Below are 21,011 nucleotides of genomic sequence, written 5' to 3'. Positions count from 1 at the left end.
TTATTAAAAGAAATGAACCGCACTATAAAAATAACCATTATTGAAGACGATGAAACCATTAGAAATGGTTATGCTTACTTAATTGGCGCTACCGAAGGTTATGAGGTAGTGAGCACCTACTGCTCTTATGACGAAGCTGCTAAGAAAATAGCTACCGACCATCCCGATGTTGTGCTATTGGATATTGAATTGCCCGGTACCAATGGGGTTGATGCCATTCCCAAATTAAAGAAGCTGTTGCCGCAGTGTTATGTGTTAATATTAACGGTTTATGAATCCGAGAAATTAATATTCAATGCATTAGCTAATGGAGCATCAGGATATCTTACCAAAAACACACCCTCTGCCAAAATAATTGAATCTATCAAGGAGGTTAAAGATGGTGGAGGACCCATGAGCATTAATATTGCCAAGTTGGTTATACGCTCATTCCAAAAAAATCAGGAATCTCCGCTGTCCAGGCGTGAAACTCAAATACTGGAGCTCATAGGCGATGGAAAAAGCCGCAGCCAAATTGCCAAAGAACTATTTATCGACCTGGAAACTGTACGTAGCCACATCAAAAATATATACGTGAAGCTCGATGTTAACTCTCGTGCAGATGCCATAAAAATGGCTAAACAAAATAAACTCATCTGATCAGCACAAGGCCTTACGCTGTAACTGAGTAATTCTCAGTGCATTCCTTATTTTATTTATTATTGTTTGATATTAAATAAATCCCCCTATTTGGGGGATACGTTGCCTATGCTACCGGCTTATCTTTGGTATGTGCAGTAGTTTTAACTGATCGGCTGCAACCCACACCAAATCGTCACCCCTAACTACTTGTTATTGATATTGGGTTGATTTCCTTAGAAATCTTTTATAAGAGTTATTGCTATATGAAATTGAAATATATCCCTGTTTTTGCAGAGGACGCTGATGCGCAGATAAGCTTTTATACGCAAAAGTTAGGCTTCAACCCTATCAGTAATATGTCATTTGCAGAAGGCGAAGAATATACCGTATTACAGGCGGATAATCTGGATGTAGCACTTGTTGTTGGTGGCAGCGCCTTTAAGAGCTGCATTATTTTAAATACCGATGATTGCCTGAAAGATTATCATTTGTACAAAACCGCGGGTGTGTTTTTTTCCACAGTCCCGCGTTACCTGCCAACAGGCCTTGCGGCTGAGTTCTTAGACCCCTCAGGTAACCGGTTTATTTTATTAGAAGAAAGAAATTATACAGAAATATAAATTTTTTATATGATGGATTATTCAAAAACATTACGGAACAATAATAAAATATATAGCCGTACCAGTAGTCAGAAGCAAAATCAGCAGTATAGCTCAGATTTTAGCCTGAGGTTTGTTTTTGCAGGAAATGAGCGTTACGATATAGGTAAACGGCATTTATCTATATATCCCGATTCTTTTTTAATATTGAACAGAGGGACACAATATTCTACCGATACAGATTCAGATATCCCGGTGCAATCATTCAGCATAAGTTTCGACCAGCAATTTTTACAGGATTTTAAAGAATGCTGGGTATTGGGCGACAGTCACCTGTCTGTAAAGAGTATTTATAAAGGAAAGCAATTTCAGGAGTTTGACGAAACCATTTACCCTTTTACAGGTGATATTATGCATAATGTGTATCACCTTAAACAATATCTGGACAATGGACAGCATGATGAATTGCTGATCAATGAGTATCTGCACCATTGCCTGATCAATTATTTCAGTATCTATAATGAAGAGATATTTAAGAAAGCAGAAAAACTTCATTTTTTAAATGCCAGCACCAAAATAGAGATCTTACGCAGGCTTAATCGCGCTAAAGAATACTTGTACAGTAACTACAACCAGAATATAAGCCTGGAAGATCTGGCAGAGCATTCATGCCTGTCAGTAAATCACTTGTTACGAACTTTTAAGCAAGCATTTAACTTAACTCCACATCAGTTTTTAATACAATTGCGGTTAAAAAGAGCCCAGCTTTTATTAAAGAGCACCACGTATCCCATTAATGAGGTTGTAAACCTTATTGGTTTTGAATGCCCAAGCTCTTTTATCAGATTATTTAAAACGCATTATAAAATTACCCCCTTAAAATATAGGCAAACTGCCTGATGGTGTTTCTTTTAGATTAAATAATACTATAAATAATAAGTTTGTACTCAATAGGGTAATGTGCGAAAGTGATCAAAATGGTGATTATCGCATATTATCCTATTTGCTTATATGTTATTATTGTGTTTGTATTAGTTGTATAAGCTGTAAGTCAGGCTTATATAATATTAACTATTAAACACATATCTTATGATAATAGCACCTACTTAATTCACTGTTTTTACTGTTATACCGGGGTATCACTAAAATGCCCATAAACCAGTCACAGGTATCAATTGATTGTCTCAGTTGACGCCCCTTCATTAACCATAATAGGCTCTCTTTGATTTTTTTACTATGTTGATTTGGTTCGTCTAAAATGAATTCGTTTTAAGATAAATTAAATTAATTGTTCTTTTTAATCAAGTTGGTATTTCTTTTAAAAAGTTAAACCTTCTGTTTATTTAAGAATGATGGGTTATTCAAATTCCTGTAAATCAAATCTATTAATATGAAAAATAAACAAACACAGCCGGATACTTAACCTGTTCTGGTTATTAAACTTTAATTAAGGTTAAAACGTGGAAAAATTAAAAAAGTACATTCTAATAATTAATAAAAAAAAGCATGAAACACAAATTACTTAAAATTTTCATGGTTTGTTTTTTTTGCACGGCTTCAATGGCCTTTGCACAAAATAGAACCGTAACCGGTACCGTAACCGCCAAGGACGATGGCTTACCAATTCCGGGGGTAACAGTAAAAATAAAAGGTACAACAACAGGTGCCCAAACTAATGCAACCGGTAAGTATACGTTAAGCGTGCCAACAGGTTCAACGCTTGTATTTTCTTTTATCGGGTATGTCAGTATCGAAAAACCAGCTGCCGACGTGGTTAATGTTGTTTTAGTACCTGCCAGTAATCAATTAAATGAGGTTGTTGTTACCGCATTAAATATTTCAAGAGAGGCAAAAACCATTGGTTATAGTTCATCTACCCTTAAATCAGAAGATCTGACAAAGGCAAGAGATGCAAACGTGCTTAACTCCATGGCTGGTAAAGTTGCTGGTGTACGTATCAATTCGCAGTCAGGGACATTAGGCGGATCAACAAAAATTGTTATACGTGGTGTGAATTCATTTAACGGTAATTCCCCGTTATTCGTTATCGATGGATTAACCGTAAGTGATAATACCTCTAGTGGTGGAACGGTTGCTAATAACGTTGACTTTGGTAACCGTATGGGTGATTTAAGCTCGGATGATATAGAATCAATGACTGTATTAAAAGGAGCCGCCGCAACTGCATTGTACGGTTCCCGCGCACTTGACGGAGCGGTAATTATTACCACTAAAAAAGGAAAAAAAGGAACGTTCTCAGTGGATATCAACTCGTCCGTACGTTTTGATAACCCATTGGTTTTGCCTAAATTTCAGAATGAATATGCGCAAGGTAACCAGGGAGTGTATGCCAATACACAATTAAATGGTTGGGGACCTAAAATAACCGGACAGTCAGTAAATCAGTTTCCTAACTTTACTGCCGGATCTCCCCAAACTCCTTTGGTAGCTTATCCGGATAATGTGAAAGACTTTTTTCAAACCGGTGTTTCTGCAATAAACAATATTTCATTTGGTGGTGGTGACGAAAAATCTGATTATAGGGTGAGTTTTTCAAGCGCGAATGAAAAAGGTATTATTCCTGAGTCATCTTTAGATAGGTATACCTTAGCCGTAAATACCGGACGTAACTTTAGTGATAAACTTTCATCCCGTTTTTCAGGTTCTTACACTAATATTGTATCAGACGGCCGTCCGGCACAAAGTGCTAACAACCAAAATGCCATCATAAATTCAGTTTATGGATTGCCAAGAACGGTTGATATTAACGCTTTAAAGAATAACGTGGTGGATCCTGTAACAGGTGTTCAGCAATTTCTGGCTCCTGGCCGTTTAGGTAACAACCCATACTGGATCATGGATTATAACAGGAACAGTAACAGCGTTGATAGATTTACCGGCACTTATAACTTAACCTACAAACCTGTTACCTGGGTTACGCTAAGCAATACATTTGGGGCTGACATTTACACCGAAAAAAGGAGCTTGATATTGCGTAAAGGTACTGCCGGATATTTACCGGGTCAGTTTACAAAATACGATCTGTTAAGTAAGCAAGTGAATGATGATTTTTTGGCCACGTTTGAACAAAATAACCTGGTTAAGGACTTTAAATTTAAACTGCTTGTGGGCGGCAACATCAACCAACGTTTTAATCAAACTAACCAGGTAGATGCCTTTAACCTAACTATTGATCAGTTGTATACATATAGCAACGCAGCAAGTTCTACTGCTACTTTAGGCTATCAGAAAAGAAGGTTGCTGGGCTTATACGGTGATTTAAGCATAGGATATAAAGATTATTTATTTTTAGATGTAACAGGTAGAAATGACTGGACTTCAACATTACCAGTTGACAGCCGCTCTTATTTTTACCCCTCAGTTAGCGGTTCATTCGTTTTCTCTGAAGTATTAAAAGATAAAGGTTTTGACTGGTTATCTTTTGGTAAATTAAGAGCTAGCTGGGCTTCTGTAGGTAGCGATTTGGGACCGTACCAATTAGATTATCAGTATTCACCTACCTCAACGGTATTTTTGCAATATGTAGATGCCAATGCTATAGTTTTTCCGGCAGGGCCAATTGCAACAGCTTTTGCTGCACCACGGACATTGCCAAATTCTACTCTGAAGCCGCAAAAAGAAAACTCGTATGAGTTTGGTACAGAATTGAAATTTTTAAATAACCGTATCGGGTTAGACTTTACCTACTACCATTCAAATATCAAAAATCAATTAATATCTATTACCGTGCCTCCATCTACCGGCTATTTTGCTAAAGTAGTAAACGCGGGTGTTATTCAAAACTCAGGTATTGAAGCTACATTGAATTTAGTACCTGTTAAATTAAAAGATTTTGAATGGAATATAAATGTAAATTTTGCTAAAAACAATCAGAAAGTAAAAGAACTGCTCCCTGGTTTGAATTTATATAGTGTGGCAAGCGGTTATAGTGGATTGCTGATACAGGCTGAAGTAGGGCAAAGTTTAGGACTTTATGGCGGGCAATTTTCCAGATCACCAGATGGTCAATATATCATTGATCCAACAAGTGGCTTAAGAGTAGTTACTCAAGGTAAAAGATTGGGAAGTATCTATGCCGATTGGACAGGAGGTCTTAATAATACTTTCAGATATAAAGGCTTTAGCCTGAGTTCATTAATTGATATTCGTAAGGGTGGTGTATTTTTCTCAGGAACAGTTTCTGGCTTGAGAACATCTGGCTTAGCTGCTGAAACTGGTGGCGACAGATCTCAATTGATTGTTGATAAAGGTGTCAATCTGGTAAATGGAGCATACGTGCCAAATACTAAAGCTATAAACGCGCAAAATTACTGGAGCTGGATAGGAAGTACTACAAATACCGAAGGAAGTGTTTTTGATGCGGGCTTTATCAAATTAAGAGAAGTTCAATTTGCTTACCAACTCCCATCTAAATTGTTTAAAGCTTCATTTGTAAAGGGAATACAGATTGGTGTAGAAGGAAGAAACCTATGGTTGATCAAGAGCCATGTACCACATGTTGATCCGGAGCTTAACTTCTTTGGTTCAGGTAGCGTTGGCGAGGGTGTTGAATTTAATAGCATCCCGTCTACCAGAACAATTGGTATGAACTTACGAGTGTCCCTATAAAAAATTAAAAAATATTGTCATGAAATTTAAAAATAAAATTTTGGCCTCTATGTTGCTGCTTGTAGCGGTATCTGGTGTGTCATGTAAAAAATATCTCGATATCAATACTAATCCATTAACGGCCACCAAAGTTGATCCAAAATTACTTTTTGGATATGCGGTTACCGCCTGGGATGTGAGTAAAAATAGTGGTGACTCTTATATCTCTATCGGTTTTATAGGTCAGTCATTATCATCCGGTGGCGATTTTTCTCAAAACTGGGGCGCATCCAATTTATATAATGTAAGTCCCCTGTCTATAGGAAATACCTGGAAGGTATATTTTAGTAATGGCGGCAATAATTTACAGCAGGCCATATCAATAGCTCAAGCTGCAAGTCCGGTAAATAATAATACTGCCGCTCAGTGCAAGATTGTGTTAGCCCAATTAATGTATGAAGCCACTACTTTATATGGCGATATCCCATACTCACAAGCTTTTCAGCCAGATAAGTATCCTTATCCAAAATACGATGCACAGAAGGATGTATTGGAAAGTTTACTGAAGTTACTGGATGAAGCCATTGCACAAATTGACCCAACCAGTGTATTGAAAATATCTGATTATGATATTTACTACGGTGGTGATATGAGCAAATGGAAAAAGCTGGCCAATTCTATCAAATTTAAAATATTAATGGTAATGGTTGATAAAGATCCAACAAAAGCGGCTGCTATTGGTACCCTTTTGAGTACGCCAGATGCGATGATCTCATCAAGCGCCGAAACTTGGCTTACCAAATATACAACAGGAACCAATAACCAAAATCCTAAATACAGATTGTTTTTAGGCCAGAATCCTTTTACTTATGCAAGTAAAGTTATTACCGATTTGATGGTGCCTACAAATGATCCAAGGTTACCTCAATATTTTGATTTGCCAGCCGGCCAAACCACTTATATTGGTGTGCCTGCCAACGTTGACGCTGATGAAAAAACAGCTATCTTGGGTAGTTATTTACTCAGACCAGATGCACCTTCTGTTATTTTATCATACCAGGAACTGGAGTTATTACAGGCCGAAGCTTATGCCAGAGGTTTGGGTGTAGGTGTGAATATGACAAAGGCCGAGGCTCTGTTTAAACAAGGTGTTACTGATGCTATGACTTTCTATCAGGCTAACCCTGCGGCTGTAACTGCTTATGTAAACGACCCAACAAAATTGCCTAATCTTACCTCGTTATCGGCCACAGATGCTATAAAACAAATTCATATCCAACAATGGGTAGATTTGATGGACAGACCATTAGAAGCATTTGTTCAATGGAAAAGATCAGGACCAGATGGTAGTGAGGTTCCTGCATTAACATTGCCTAAGGACGCTACCCCTGGACCGCTAATCAGGAGATACACGTTGTCGCCTGATGAAACTTCGGCAAACCCCAATATTCCGAAGCCTCAACCAACATATTACGATAAAATGTGGTTTGATTTGTAGTAATCAAACATTTATAAAAAGAAAAGCGGCGGTCTGTTTAGGGATCGTCGCTTTTTCTTTTTATATCCATATCTATTACACCTTTAAACTAAATACCAGGTTTTAAGGCGGGCTTGTGTCTATGCATATATTATATATTTATACCTGAATAAGTTGTAGAGTGCTCATTTTTAATAATATATTAAGTTTTGAACAAGTTGAAACTTATAAACATAAGCATTATGGGTGATTTTCACATATCCTGTTTTTGATTTACACACTATGTTTGTAGTAGCCAAGTAGTTTTCGTTAAGATATTTGGTCAGTTAATAGTTAATTAAAAAGTCAGTAACGCGAGGTCACTGACTTTTTTTATATATGGGTATTTAACTTGCTGTGTATTAATATATTACTTGATTGTAGATATGTCGAAATCACTTTTTTTTAAATTGATTGTAACGTTTTGCTATTTACTCTCGTCATATAAGCATCCAAACACCTAAACATGAAAACTTTAATCATATTGGCTATTACCGGCGGGCTATTTTTTAACTCCCCAGGCCTGGAAAAAAAACACGTAAAAAGCGGCAAAGTATGTACTAAAACCTATGCTAAGCATTGTGTAAAAAACAATTGTAATCATACAAAAAAGGTCACGCATACCAGTTAAAGTGCTGTAAATCTGTGGCGGACATGGAGTTGGTTCTTTATTGCAGGATATTGTCAGTTATCTTTGCAATATCGTAACTGATTTTATTGATAAATCCTAACTGTTCTTTTAGCAAAGCATCTTCTGCTGATAGTTCAACTTTTTCAGTATCACTAACGGTTGTTGTTTTGCCTATATTGAACTCAATAGGCTGCCCCAGAAGTTTTTTGTTGCTTTCGTTTAATACGGATATGCTTTTCTTAACCAGCTTAAGCGCTTCTGCATGGGGTAGCTGTGATTCTTTTTTTACAAGCCCCGATGCTATATTGGCGATGTACGACGACAGAATGTGATTTAAAACCACAAACTTATGTACCTCTTTTACCTTACGCTGCTTGCTTTTAGGTTCCGACGTCATCCGCTCAAAGGCAGCCGATAAATTGGCCGATTTTACATAGACATCCTTACGGGCCAGTTTGTATAGAGTGGTGCCGGTTATTTTGCCCGATAAGCTTTCGGCTATGGTTATCAGGTAATTGATATTGGCCACTATCACATCGCGCAGGGTTTCCTGTATCTGGTCAAATTCCCAGGTAGGGAATATCAGGTAGCTAGCAATAAATGCTATGGATGAGCCGATGACGGTATCCAATATACGTTCTTGCGCTACATTCAATAAGCCTACACCCAAAAACTTGAACAGGATAAGCACATACGGTGTCATAAAAATTACGCTCACCACATAGTTCAACCTCGAAAAACTATAAGTACCTATCATAAACACCATCAGAAACACAAATTGTGCGGTAGTATCTGGTATAAAACTTAAAATGAGTATACCGATAACCCCGCCGCAAATAGTGCCAATAAGTCGTTGATAATTACGCTGTTTGGATAAACTAAAACCCGGTTTCAGGATTACGATGATGGTGAGGAGCACCCAGTAGCTATGATGCCCCTGAGCCACTGTTTTGGCCGTAATAAAGCCCACAAGGCAAACCAGTGATACCCGCAGGGCATGCTTAAAGGCGCCCGAATCCAGGGTGAAGTTATCAAAGAAGATATGCGGGGCATAATCCTGGTGCGTTACGAACTGCGAATACTCTACATCACCGCGTAGTTCGGTTGATTTAACAGCGGCTTTAGAGTGATAATAATTATATATATTATTGATGCTCTCGCTCAGATCGCGCAGGTTGATCAATATCTTTTTGAGCACCAGGTTACTGATTTCCTGATTGTTTTTGCCAATGTCGTCTATCTTTAGTTTTAGCTTTTCCAGCTCAATATTAAAATCGGTAAGGTGGCGGTTCCTGACATTTGATAATACCATATAAGCTATCTCGTCAACCTCATCGGCCATGTGCTGCAGTATCCGGGCAATCTCATTCAGGATGCCGGTATCTTTAAAGCGTTCGCGTATCTCACTGTAATCGTAGTGTGTAGCCATGATCTGTTCAAACATATCTACCAGGTCAACAAAGGTCAATACCAATATCCTGCTCGCCCCGGTTGATTCCCTAACAAGTACCCGGCTTTTAAACAGTAACTCTCGTACGGCGTCCTGGTGCTGGCTTACCTGTATTTGCTGTGATACCAGCTTGCGGTAATTATCGTCGATATCTTTCTCGGGTAAATAAAAGTCGGCCTTGATCCTTAAAAATTTGGCTATATCGGCTACATTTTCGCCCAGTGCCTGCTGCGCTGCGCGGTAGGGCCTGATACCAAAGAATATCAAACTGAAAGCCATGTACCATAAACCACCTAGCAAAATGGTGGCGCTATACCATAGCACGTTGCCCGCTGGCTGGGCCTTATCCATCATAAATATCATGATGAGCAAGGAGCAGGTACCTACCGAGGCAGCCCGGTTACCATAAACCGTAAACATGGAGAACAGGAACGAGAACAAGGTAATCTCCAACCCCAATGTATATAAATTAAGCCGGGCAAAACCGGTAATGGCTGCTACCAGGAAAAGGCATAAGTTACCAATAGCCATAGAGTTACGCTTGTGGGTAACAGGACCTGGATTGTCAATTACACAAATACAAAGCGCGCCCAAACTAAAGGTAAGCCCCAGGTCAAACTGGTTAAACTCCAGCAATATCAGCGAGGGGAGCAGTATACCCGCCGTTATACGTAAACCGTCAGAAAAATACTGGCTGTAAAAAAAGCTTTTTATTTCCCTGGTATTAATATTCATCAAAATAGTGTTTGTTTTTGGCTGCTGCGGGGCAATACACAGGCAAGTTATAAAAATCTTTGCTTGCAGCTAAACCGTATAATTTCTTTAATATCATTTTGATTCTAAATTAGGATGTAAATTTACAATAATTAAATTTTTTTATCTTGTTTTAGTAAATTTGATATCAAATTCATAATAATATTATTAAATTTATTAATTTAGTTGAAATTTAATTTTAGATAATTAAATTCACCCCCGGTTTTGCGCAATAGCCGGTACCACTCAATTTTAACCCAATTATTTTTCGAACTATGTCATTAACTTTAAAACTCAGTCAGCGGGAAACAGCTTTTAATAACGAAGTTGTAACCAGGTTTGAGTTATATAACAGTTTATTTCAAACATTACCATTTTATCAGGTAAAAGATACCGGTATTTTATTGCCGTTTTTTAGTTCACATTGCGAAAAAGGTGCCATTAAGCAGGCTTCACCAACGGATATTATTGAGTCGTTCTTTAAAAAGTACGTACCTGATATTGACCACCGCGAACAGATTAACCGTATGTTCCGGTTTATCCAGTACATCGAGCGCCAGGTAGTTTTGTTTGATGCCATTGAAGATTCATCTTTTAATAAGCTGGGCAAGTTTGATGATTCGGGCAACCTGCAAAGTTTATTACAACAAGCTACCAACAGCGAGGAAACACGTGCTAAGATCAGCGAGAAACTAAAAGACTTTTCGTTAAGACTGGTGCTCACCGCGCACCCTACTCAGTTTTACCCGGGCACAGTACTGGGCATCATGACCGACCTGATTGAGGCCGTAAAAAGCAATGATATCAACAATATTGATGTGTTGCTGCAACAGTTAGGCAAAACCCCATTCTTTAACAAAACATCACCCACACCGGTTGACGAGGCCATTAGCCTGTCCTGGTTTTTGGAAAATATATTTTACCATGCCGTATCGGGCATACAATCCAAGCTCGAAGAGGAATTTGATATTGATGCGGCTAGCAGCCGTGTACTGGAATTGGGCTTTTGGCCGGGTGGCGATAGGGACGGGAACCCTAACGTAACCACACAAACCACCAAAGAGGTAGCCAGCTTTTTAAGGCAGCGCCTGTTCCGTTGTTACTACCGCGATTTTAGGGTGCTTAAACGCCGTATCACTTTTCGGGGAGTGGAAAAGGCCATGGCCAAATTGGAGAAGCTGCTGTACAAAAATGCCAACGAACATCCCGATTCTAAAAATCTGCAGGGCGAATTAATGAGCCTGCTGCAATCTATCAAGCAAACCATCATTACCGAGCACGATAGCTTGTTTGTAGATATTGTAGAAAACCTGATCCAGAAAGTGCGCTTGTTTGGCTGTTATTTTGCCACATTGGATATCAGGCAGGATAGCCGCGTTTTGCGCAGCGTATTTGATTATGGTATAAAAAATATCAAAACAGGCATCGTTAAAGGCTATGCCGATCTGGATGAGGAAGAAAAACTTAAGCAGATCAGCTTTAATGAGGCCGATTTTCATTGCCCTTCTGACGCGGATGCCATGACACAGGATACCCTGAACACCATTCGCCTGATGCAGGAAATTCAGCAAGCTAATGGCGAAAAAGCCTGTCAACGGTTTATCATCAGCAACTGTCAGCAGGCATCTGATATTTTACAACTCATCGACCTGTTTTTATGGAGTGGATGGGAAAAAGACAGCCTGAGTGTCGACTTTATGCCGCTGTTCGAAACTGTTAACGACCTTTCACGCGCGGCCGAGATCATGGAGCAGTTATATACACATTCATACTATGCCGAGCACCTGAAAAAACGAGGTAACCGGCAAACCATTATGCTTGGTTTTTCTGACAGCACCAAAGACGGTGGCTACCTGATGGCTAACTGGTCTATATATAAAGCCAAGGTGGAACTAACCGCTATGGCCCGTAAATATGATATCAGCCTGGCGTTTTTTGATGGCAGGGGAGGCCCGCCGGCACGTGGCGGCGGTAAAACACACCGTTTTTATGCTTCTATGGGTAACGAGATCGCTAACGATCATATCCAATTGACCATCCAGGGGCAAACCGTGAGTTCTCAATACGGCTCGGTAGAGACTGCCCGTTTCAATATGGAGCAGTTGATTAACGCGGGGATCATATCGGCACTACACCCTAATCATAACGACTTGCTGGATAACAGGCACAAAGCCCTGATATCTGAAATGGCCAGCGAAAGCTACGAACTGTTCATGGCCCTGCGCGCGCATCCTTTATTTGTGGAGTACCTGGAAAAATTCAGTCCGCTTAAATTATTGTCGCGTATCAATATCAGCAGTCGCCCAACCAAGCGTAATGCCGGTGCACCATTGAAACTGGAAGATCTGCGCGCTATCAGCTTTGTAACTTCCTGGAGCCAGCTCAAACAGAGTATCCCGGGCTTTTATGGCGTGGGTACCGCTTTGAAAAAGATGAAAGACAGCGGCAATTGGCTCGAAATAAAAGAGCTGTACAGAACATCAGGTTTCTTTAAAACCATGCTGGATAACTGTGCCATGTCTATGTCGAAATCTGATTTCAGGGTGACCGCTTATTTGGAGAAAGACAAAAAATTCGGCGCTTTCTGGAAAATGTTGAAGAACGAGTTTGAACTGACCCGCGAAATGCTGCTCGACCTGACCGGCAGCACGGTGCTGATGGAAGAATACCCTGTTGAGCGCCGTTCTATCGCCATTCGCGAGAAGATTGTACTGCCACTCGTGATCATCCAACATTATGCCTTGCAGAAGCTCAATAGCAGCGATGACAGCGAACTGATTGATATATATGATAAGCTCGTGATCCGTACCGTTTACGGCATCGTTAACGCGGGTAGGAATTTGGCGTAATAGCCCCACGGTTTTATCCGTATTTGTCATCTCGAACGATAGTGAGAGATCTTTTGCGCGCGATAAGTCAGACGTAAAAGATCTCTCCTCGTACCTCGTTCGAGATGACATTTATTTTTATTGGCGATCCAGCTGCCTTTGCTCTGCTCCAGCCGAATGACTTTTATTTCCCGGCCTCTGGCTGATGGCATAACAAGTGAAATCGCGTTTACTTATCCGAAGGATTCTTCTTTTTATTGATCAGCATTTCTACCATTTTAACCATGCGGTCCTGGCGAGTTTTTTCCTGTTTGGCGGTCAATATCCATAGCACGTATTCCTTTTTATGGCTGTAGGCCAGCTGCTGAAACCAGCTAAGCACGCCAGGATGTTGTTCCAGCACGGCCTTGATATCATCGGGCAGGGTCACGATTTTCTTATCCACATCAATATAAGTGCTGTACTCATTATTTCGCACCGCGTCAGTACGGCCTGCCGAAACCTTTACCTTATCAACCGGGCGAAAACGCAGGGCTGTCCATACCTCATTAACCGCTGCCGAAGCCACCGGGCGGATGCTGTATTGGGCCGGGGCATCCCAACTGCTCATCATTTCGAGGTCGGTGGTGATGCCTGAATTTTTTTTAGGATAGATGATCCAGAATACGGTATCAACCTTCAATAGCGGAACGATTACTTTCAATTCATCCGTCAATTCCGCACTATTGGTAACAAACAGCTGTATGCCGTTAAATGTACCTCTGGTGTTATGTACTATCTCCACATCATCGGGCAGGGGCTCCAGGCTTTCCAGGTAGTTGGCGGGCGCGTTATGCAGCAACCAGCGCGTACGGGGCTTCATCTGTAGTTTTTTGGCAAGGGCGTTCATGGGTTTATAGGTGGTTTTACCTTAGCTAATTTAATAACAAATTGTGTTAAAGGCGCTTGTTTCCTGTATGTCATTGCAGAAACGACGAAGCAATCTCGTAGCTATTCAGATCGTTAAACAAACGAAGAGATTGTCACGCTGCGCAATGACATGGTTTTATAAGTCAGAGGGGCGTTCAGCGCAACGCAGACGAGCTGAGTTGTTTGCAATGCAACCCGGCATTTTACTACCTTAGCTCATCAATCAAAAAAATGCTTTTTCATTTCAGAAATAAATTTCCGAAGCTGAATACCTACTGGGATAAATACATGCCTTTTCAAAAGCGGCAGGAAATTCCGGCGAAAACCATTTTGCTGGATGAAGGCAAAGTATCGCAAAACTACATCTTTATAGAAAAAGGTTGTGTACGGGCATTTTTTAATAATAATGGGAGCGAAAAAACAGTACAGTTCTTTTTCGAGGACGAAGGGTTAACCTCTTTTGATAGCTTCGTTAATAATGTACCCAGCCAATTTACCATCGAAACCATTGAGCCATCGGTTATTTATTTGTTGCCCAAGCCATATGTAATCCAATTGATGAACGAACTGAGCCAGGAGCCCGACTTTGCTCAAATGATCCTGCAGATGTCGGCTCAGCGGCAAACGCATTACATCAATGAATTTGTTTCCTTTATCCGCGATACACCCGAGCAGCGTTATCAAAACCTTTTGACCGAACGGTCGCACATTATCCAGCGGGTGCCGCAGCATTACATCGCTTCGTACCTGGGCATAAGCACCGTACACCTGAGCCGAATCAAAAGCAAACTGGCCAAAGGCAAATTACATTTCTGAACTTGATAACATATGTTATCGTTTGGGTGCAGGCGATCATCCTACTTTTGTTTAAACAAAATATAAAATGAAAGCAGCAGTAATGTATCAAAAAGAGGGTTTACCTCAATATACAGATTTCCCGGAGCCTATAGCTCAACATGACGATGAAGTACTGGTTACCGTAAAGGCGGTAGCCATCAAACATTTGGATAAAAGTAGGGCCAGCGGCAAGCACTATTCGAGCGATGCACCAAAAGAGAGCGGAAAAGTGATTGGCGGCGACGGCGTTTGCGTGCTCGAGGATGGAACGCGGGTGTATGGCATGGGCGTAAGCGGTATGTTGGCCGAAAAAGCGACCATTGATAAAGATCGTATCGTGAAAATTCCGGATAGATTGGACGATGCTACAGCCGCGGCTCTGCCCAATGCAGTGATCGGTGCGGCGATGGGGCTTAAATTCAAAGCGGACATCCAGCCAGAAGATGTGGTGCTCATCAACGGGGCAACCGGTTTTACCGGGCGTGTAGCGGTGCAGATAGCCAAACATTATGGTGCCAAAAAAGTGATCGTAACTGGCAGGAACCAAGCCTCACTGGATGACCTGTTATCGCTTGGTGCCGACGAAATAGTTTCGGTATTGCAGGATGATGAAGGTTTCCAAACGCAACTGGCCGCAATTCATGCAGCCACGCCTGTTGATGTGATCATTGATTACCTGTGGGGGCATACCGCCGAAATGATATTGGCTTGTGTAAAAGGTAACGGTTCATTTACCAATAGGGTAAGATATGTATCCATAGGTGCCATGACCGGTGATCTGATCCAGCTATCGGCTGCAAACCTCCGTAGTGTCGATCTGCAATTAACAGGTTCGGGATTAGGCGCCTGGTCAAAACCACAGGTTGGACAGCTATTCAGTCAGATCTTGCCTGAAATGTTTGAGCTGGCAGCAGCAGGCAAGCTTAAGGTAGAAACCATCACCGTGAAACTGGAAAACATCGCCGAACTTTGGGATCTGGAAGTAGATAGTGGTAAACGCTTGGTGGTAATTATTTGAGTGAAGAAGAGGCTGTCAGCCTGAGCTTGTCAAGAGTCCAGGCCCGTGCGATTCCTTCCTTGGGGAAGGGGCAATGTCATTAAGTTAAGGGGAAACGCAAAAGCAATTCCGCAAAAGCCCCCTCTAAACGGCGAAGCCCTCATGTAATAATCTCCCCCGGAAGGGGAGACTTAGCTTCAATTTTTTAAAGTCCTCCCTACCGGGGAGGATTTAGGGGGGGCTCCATGTGTTTAACTTAATGACATTGGAGAAGGGGAGGAAGGGGTTTTAACGCGGGCTAAACCCCTCCCTGCCTTTACGCTTTATCCATCGCACCCCTCCCACGGGAGGGAATTGAACGGCCATAAAATAATAACCTTACATCGCCATTTTGGCAAAAAAATCCCAAAGCACTATCCCTGCTGATACTACGATGTTAAAAGAGTGTTTAGTGCCGAACTGGGGTATTTCGATACAGGCATCGATGTGTTGCATTACCTCGTCGCTTACGCCGTTTACTTCGTTACCAAAGATGAGGGCGTATTTTTCATTGTCGAGCGGGGTAAACTCGTTAAGCATGGTGCTGTTTTCGGCTTGTTCAACAGCTATAATGCGGTAACCAGCCTTGCGCAGCTGTTCAACGGCTTGCAGCGGGGTTTCGTAATAGGTCCAGTTAACGGATTGTGTGGCACCGAGAGCGGTTTTTTCGATTTCGCGATGTGGGGGCTGAGCGGTAATGCCGCAAAGACAGATCTGCTCAACCGCGAAACCATCCGAAGTGCGGAAAATAGAGCCAATGTTGTGCATGCTGCGCACATTGTCAAGCACCACCGCTACAGGCAGTTTATCCTGTGCCTTAAATTCATCAACCGAAGCTCGTTTCAGCTCATCTAATTTTAATTTGCGCATAGTTTTTAGTCCATGGTCCATGGACTAAAAACCATGGACTTTTCAATAGCGCAAAAGTATTAATTAACCAACAGATTCAGCAATCCTACACCGTTACCAATCAGCGAACTATAAACGGATGGGGCATAGCCAATTTTTTGGGTGTAATATTCAGTTATTTCGGCACTGTAATTATCAAATGCATCAGCCTTAACCAAAGCTATGGCACAACCGCCAAAACCTGCACCTGTCATGCGGGCACCAGCTACGTTAGGGTTGGTTTTGCTGTATTCGGCCACGGCATCCAGTTCGGCACCACTTACTTCGTACAAATCGCGCAGTGAATCGTGCGAGGCATACATCAACCGGCCAAATTCCTGTAAGTTATTAGCGGCCAGTGCAACAGCGGCCAACTTTACACGGTCGTTCTCTTCAACAACATGTTTAGCGCGGTTCAGTACCACCGGATTAGTGATCAGGTGCTGATATTTTTTGAATGTATCGGCATTAATGTCGCACAGGTAATTGATTTTCAGTTCCCGTTGCAGGGCTTTCAAGGCTTCCTGGCATTCCTGCACGCGTTCGTTATATTTAGATTCGGCCAGTTTACGGGGTTTATTGGTGTTGATAATGGCCAGCACGTGCTCACCCAGGTTACTGTCAACCGCCTGGTAATCCAGCGTATCGCAGTTCAGCATCAGGGCCTTGTTTTTTTCGCCAAAGGCAACGGCAAACTGATCCATAATACCACTGTTTACGCCGATAAAGTTATTTTCGACAGATTTCGACAGTTTCACCAGGTCGAGTTTGCTGTAACCGCAATTGAAAATATCATTGAGGGTGTAAGCCGTAACCACCTCGATAGAGGCTGATGACGACAAACCAGAGCCGATAGGGATATCGCCATAAAAAAGCATATCCAGACCTTTTAACTGGTGCCCATCCTTACCAAAATGATCTATTATACCGATAGGGAAGTTGAACCATTCGTCGCCCGTTTTTTCATAACGTTGTTGAACAGGGATATCGCCCTGATCGGTAAAGTTTAAGCTCCTGAAACGAAAAACGCCATCTTCATTAGGCGATATTAACAGGTAAGTGCCAAAAGTAATGGCGCATGGCATAACCAGGCCGCCGTTGTAGTCGATATGTTCGCCGATAAGGTTTACGCGACCGGGAGAAAAATAGGTGGCGTCGGCCTCTTTATGATATAATTTAGTAAATTCCTGCTGCAAAGTATTCTTCATTATTTCAGGTTAGTTGTTTGGAAAAAACAAATATTGTAAAAATTGTCAAATTTACATTTATAAAGTTTATTTAAAATAGAATTTTTTAATTTTTTCAGATACCGGTCTGATCGGGCAGGAGGTTTAAATATATCGTTTTACAGCAGTTGAGGCAAACAGAATAGCCTATTGCCTGTTGGATAAGTATCAGCCGAAAGTAGTATACCGGAATGGATTATTCGTGTAATTTTTTTGTGGGACTTGTAATTTTTTAAATGACCCGCTGCTGTAACGATATAAAAATCAAAAAAAGATGACAACGCTAAACCCTTACCTGGTTTTTAAAGATAATTGCGAAGACGCTTTTAATTTCTACAAAGCTGTTTTTGGCGGCGATATCCTGTTTATGGGGCGCTATAAAGATGTGCCGCAAACCGATAAAAAATTATTCCCGCTTTCGGCTGATGAAAAAATTATGCATGCTTCTTTACAGATTGCCCCAAATACGGTTATTATGGGTTGTGATAGTATAGAAGCGTATCAGGGATTAACACCTGAGGCTGCCAATAATTTTTATCTCTACATCAGTACTGCCAATCAGGCCGAAGCTTATCGCATATATAATGAACTTGCTGCAGGAGGGGAGGCTACGATGCCCATTGGTGAAACTTTTTGGAGCACGCATTACGGGATGCTGGCCGACAAATTCGGGATCCATTGGAAGATCACCTTTGACCCCGATAAGCATCAATAAAAAAATTACTAATTCACTAATTCAATAATTGTAATATGAAACAATACCTGGTTACGGGCTATGATTATACAGATGAAGGCGCCTTGCAGCGTCGCATGGATGTACGCCCGCATCATTTAGATAATCTTAAAGAACTCAAAGAAAGTAGTAATTTCCTGATAGGCGGAGCCGTACTCAATGATGAGGGCAATATGATGGGTTCGGTCATGATCATGCAGTTTGAAACTGATGAAGCCCTGGAAGCCTGGAAACAAAACGAACCTTACATTACTCAAAAAGTATGGGAGTCGGTTGATGTGAAGCCGTTTAAGGTGGCGGTGGTTTAAGGACAGAACGAAGAATTAAAACCATGTCATTGAGCGAAGCGTGGCAATCTCCTCAGATGTCTATCGATGAGAACAGCTACGAGATTGCTTCGTCGCACCTCCTTACAGCAATGACGCGTAGAGAAAAATGAAGCCTGTTTGGTCTGTCTGGATATTAATTGAGGGCGTTCCAATTATCTAATTGCCAATATCCCTCTGCATCTTTTTTATAAAAGGCGGTATAAGTTTTTCCCTCCATGTCAAAGTTGAACGAAAACTCTTTCACCGAGCGGGCATGAGGTATAAAGTGGGGTAGTATGCTATTGGCAACCATGGTAATGGCTTCGCTAAATTCATCGCGGCTTTTCTGCTGCTGGCAGGCCTCCTGCAAGGAATGACTTACATAATCCGCATAGGTGGTAAACTCATATACACTGTCCTTCATTTGGCGGGCCGCGTTGAAGGCAGCCTCGGCCCATAGTTCTTTGTAAGTCTCCATAGCCTTTAGCAGGTCGGGAGCTGATATTTCGGGTAAACCATCGTTGCCGGTGGTGTTATAGCTGTTTAGGATCTCTTCTTTGCTCTTCATGTATTTAATGATGATACAAAATTAAAAGGATGCCCGTGTTTTATGGCATCCCTTTAATTTTACCCGGTTTAGGGGCGATTTATTTTGCATCTTTTAGACCTTCGAGGATCAGCAGATCGGCATCGTCCAGTTTGATGTCGGCTGTTTTCATGTTCTCTTCCAGGTGTTCCACAGATGATGTACCCGGAATAAGCAGGATATTAGGCGAGTGGTGCAGCAACCAGCTCAGGGCCACCTGATGTATGGTAACGCTATATTTATCGGCTACGCCCTGTAATATCTGCTCGCCTTTTACATTACCGCCTCCTAGTGGATACCAGGGTATAAAGGCGATGTTTTGCTCGCGGGTGTATTGCAGCTCGGCTTCCCATTTGCGGTTATCCACACTGTACATGTTTTGTACCGATACCACCTCAAAAAACTGCTGTGCATGTTTGATCTCGTCTACGCTTACTTCCGACAGGCCAATGTGTTTGATCTTACCCTGCTGTTGTGCTTTTTGTAAAAACTCAAATGTTTTTTCGGCCGGTACGTTAGGATCTATCCTGTGGAGCTGATACAGGTCGATACGATCCTGTTTCAGACGTTTTAAGCTACCTTCCAGGGCTTCCTGTAAGTGAGCTGGGGATGAGTCAATATTCCACTGGTTAGGGCCTGTACGCAGGAAACCACCCTTGGTGCCGATGATAAGCCCGGCAGGGTATGGTGCAAGCGCTTCGGCTATCAGTTCTTCGGAAACATTGGGGCCATAGCTGTCGGCAGTATCAATAAAGTTTACGCCCAGCTCAACAGCGCGTTTGAGAACACGGATGCATTCATCCTTATCTTTTGGTGGCCCCCAAATGCCCTGGCCGGTAATGCGCATGGCACCGTAGCCCAGGCGATTTATGGTATAGTCGCCACCTAATGTGAACGTTTTTTCAAAAGTGTTTGCCATAGTATAAGTTGTTGTTATTAAAATCAACTCAAATATGCTTGCATTGTTTAAAAATATTATAACCCGATTGTAATAATGGCGTATGCAGGGGTAACAATTTAGCAGTATCTTTCGCCCAAAAACAAGCCATGACCGTACAAAACTTCGCCAACCATAAACGCAATGTTGCAGGCTTTCATTATTTGCTGGGCGCTATGCTCATTTTGGGATTGATAGTTTCTGCGGTTAATGTGGTGATGCAATGGCATACGGCAAATTTGATGAGCGCCTTGCTCATTATGCTGCTTTTTGGCTGCTGTTTACTGATGGGCTTGTTTGTACGCATTTTTCCGCTAAAGGCACAAGACAGGGCCATACGTGCCGAAGAGGGGCTGCGTTATTTTATACTTACCCGCAAGCCACTGGATAGCCGGCTTACCATAGCGCAGATAGCCGCCCTGCGTTTCGCGCCGGATGCCGAATTGATCCCTTTAATGGAAAGAGTGATAGCAGAAAATCTGTCGGCCAGTGAAATTAAACAAGCTATCAAAAACTGGCGTGCAGATCATCATCGGGTGTAGGTT

18 protein-coding genes are annotated in these 21,011 nt (G+C 41.7%); 12 read left to right on the top strand and 6 right to left on the bottom strand.

Annotated features, from left to right (window positions below; all coding sequences use genetic code 11):
- Positions 1-12: 12 nt before the first annotated feature.
- From BW976_RS07405 to BW976_RS29275, 6 genes are all read left to right on the top strand, one after another.
- Positions 13-639: a response regulator transcription factor gene (locus BW976_RS07405; RefSeq protein WP_076372022.1), complete on the top strand. Its 627-nt coding sequence runs from the start codon at positions 13-15 to the stop codon at positions 637-639.
- A gap of 245 nt (positions 640-884) precedes the next feature.
- A complete protein-coding gene (locus tag BW976_RS07400) occupies positions 885-1,241 on the top strand; it encodes a VOC family protein (RefSeq protein ID WP_076372020.1) in 357 nt (118 codons plus the stop codon).
- 9 nt (positions 1,242-1,250) lie between these two features.
- A complete protein-coding gene (locus tag BW976_RS07395) occupies positions 1,251-2,120 on the top strand; it encodes an AraC family transcriptional regulator (RefSeq protein WP_076372018.1) in 870 nt (289 codons plus the stop codon).
- A gap of 606 nt (positions 2,121-2,726) precedes the next feature.
- A complete protein-coding gene (locus tag BW976_RS07390) occupies positions 2,727-5,849 on the top strand; it encodes a SusC/RagA family TonB-linked outer membrane protein (RefSeq protein WP_084192101.1) in 3,123 nt (1,040 codons plus the stop codon).
- Positions 5,850-5,868: 19 nt separating this feature from the next.
- Positions 5,869-7,326, top strand: a complete 1,458-nt coding sequence (locus BW976_RS07385; protein ID WP_076372016.1) for a SusD/RagB family nutrient-binding outer membrane lipoprotein — start codon at positions 5,869-5,871, stop codon at positions 7,324-7,326.
- 484 nt (positions 7,327-7,810) lie between these two features.
- Positions 7,811-7,975: a hypothetical protein gene (locus tag BW976_RS29275; RefSeq protein ID WP_175614064.1), complete on the top strand. Its 165-nt coding sequence runs from the start codon at positions 7,811-7,813 to the stop codon at positions 7,973-7,975.
- 37 nt (positions 7,976-8,012) lie between these two features.
- Here BW976_RS29275 and BW976_RS07380 read toward each other — a convergent pair whose 3' ends face one another.
- Positions 8,013-10,160, bottom strand: coding sequence for an FUSC family protein (locus BW976_RS07380; protein ID WP_076372014.1), 2,148 nt, complete (start codon positions 10,158-10,160; stop codon positions 8,013-8,015).
- Between the two features lie 293 nt (positions 10,161-10,453).
- Here BW976_RS07380 and BW976_RS07375 point away from each other — a divergent pair, with 293 nt between their 5' ends.
- Positions 10,454-13,027 (top strand): phosphoenolpyruvate carboxylase, encoded by a 2,574-nt coding sequence (locus BW976_RS07375; protein ID WP_076372012.1) that lies wholly within the window; start codon positions 10,454-10,456, stop codon positions 13,025-13,027.
- A 208-nt stretch (positions 13,028-13,235) separates the two neighbouring features.
- Here the strand turns inward: BW976_RS07375 and BW976_RS07370 are convergent, their stop codons facing one another.
- A complete protein-coding gene (locus BW976_RS07370) occupies positions 13,236-13,895 on the bottom strand; it encodes a YdeI/OmpD-associated family protein (RefSeq protein WP_076372010.1) in 660 nt (219 codons plus the stop codon).
- Positions 13,896-14,146: 251 nt separating this feature from the next.
- Here BW976_RS07370 and BW976_RS07365 point away from each other — a divergent pair, with 251 nt between their 5' ends.
- Together BW976_RS07365 and BW976_RS07360 are read left to right on the top strand one after the other, a co-directional pair.
- A complete protein-coding gene (locus BW976_RS07365; protein ID WP_076372008.1) occupies positions 14,147-14,731 on the top strand; it encodes a Crp/Fnr family transcriptional regulator in 585 nt (194 codons plus the stop codon).
- 67 nt (positions 14,732-14,798) lie between these two features.
- Positions 14,799-15,770 (top strand): quinone oxidoreductase family protein, encoded by a 972-nt coding sequence (locus tag BW976_RS07360; RefSeq protein WP_076372006.1) that lies wholly within the window; start codon positions 14,799-14,801, stop codon positions 15,768-15,770.
- Between the two features lie 357 nt (positions 15,771-16,127).
- Here BW976_RS07360 and BW976_RS07355 read toward each other — a convergent pair whose 3' ends face one another.
- Both BW976_RS07355 and BW976_RS07350 read right to left on the bottom strand, forming a co-directional pair.
- The gene (locus BW976_RS07355) at positions 16,128-16,658 is read right to left on the bottom strand and encodes an RNA methyltransferase (RefSeq protein ID WP_076372769.1); all 531 of its coding nucleotides are present in this window, start codon (positions 16,656-16,658) and stop codon (positions 16,128-16,130) included.
- Positions 16,659-16,717: 59 nt separating this feature from the next.
- Positions 16,718-17,884, bottom strand: a complete 1,167-nt coding sequence (locus tag BW976_RS07350; protein WP_076372004.1) for a galactokinase — start codon at positions 17,882-17,884, stop codon at positions 16,718-16,720.
- A 292-nt stretch (positions 17,885-18,176) separates the two neighbouring features.
- On the opposite strand from BW976_RS07350, the gene BW976_RS07345 reads away from it, so the two are divergent.
- Both BW976_RS07345 and BW976_RS07340 read left to right on the top strand, forming a co-directional pair.
- Complete coding sequence (locus BW976_RS07345; RefSeq protein WP_076372002.1) at positions 18,177-18,617, top strand: VOC family protein; 441 nt, start codon at positions 18,177-18,179, stop codon at positions 18,615-18,617.
- Positions 18,618-18,652: 35 nt separating this feature from the next.
- The gene (locus BW976_RS07340) at positions 18,653-18,943 is read left to right on the top strand and encodes a YciI family protein (protein WP_076372000.1); all 291 of its coding nucleotides are present in this window, start codon (positions 18,653-18,655) and stop codon (positions 18,941-18,943) included.
- A gap of 154 nt (positions 18,944-19,097) precedes the next feature.
- On the opposite strand, the gene BW976_RS07335 is transcribed toward BW976_RS07340, so the two are convergent.
- Together BW976_RS07335 and BW976_RS07330 are read right to left on the bottom strand one after the other, a co-directional pair.
- Positions 19,098-19,511 carry a hypothetical protein gene (locus BW976_RS07335; protein ID WP_076371998.1) on the bottom strand — a complete coding sequence of 138 codons (414 nt, stop codon included), beginning with the start codon at positions 19,509-19,511 and terminating at the stop codon, positions 19,098-19,100.
- A gap of 79 nt (positions 19,512-19,590) precedes the next feature.
- On the bottom strand, positions 19,591-20,448 hold the full coding sequence (locus BW976_RS07330; RefSeq protein WP_076371996.1) for an aldo/keto reductase: 858 nt from the start codon (positions 20,446-20,448) through the stop codon (positions 19,591-19,593).
- Positions 20,449-20,576: 128 nt separating this feature from the next.
- On the opposite strand from BW976_RS07330, the gene BW976_RS07325 reads away from it, so the two are divergent.
- Positions 20,577-21,008, top strand: a complete 432-nt coding sequence (locus BW976_RS07325) for a DUF6526 family protein (RefSeq protein ID WP_076371994.1) — start codon at positions 20,577-20,579, stop codon at positions 21,006-21,008.
- Positions 21,009-21,011: the final 3 nt, after the last annotated feature.

The organism is Mucilaginibacter lappiensis (genome assembly GCF_900155965.1).
Classification (GTDB): domain Bacteria; phylum Bacteroidota; class Bacteroidia; order Sphingobacteriales; family Sphingobacteriaceae; genus Mucilaginibacter; species Mucilaginibacter lappiensis.
Note: the sequence above shows the minus strand (reverse complement) of the source record. Positions and strands in the feature narration are given on the sequence as shown.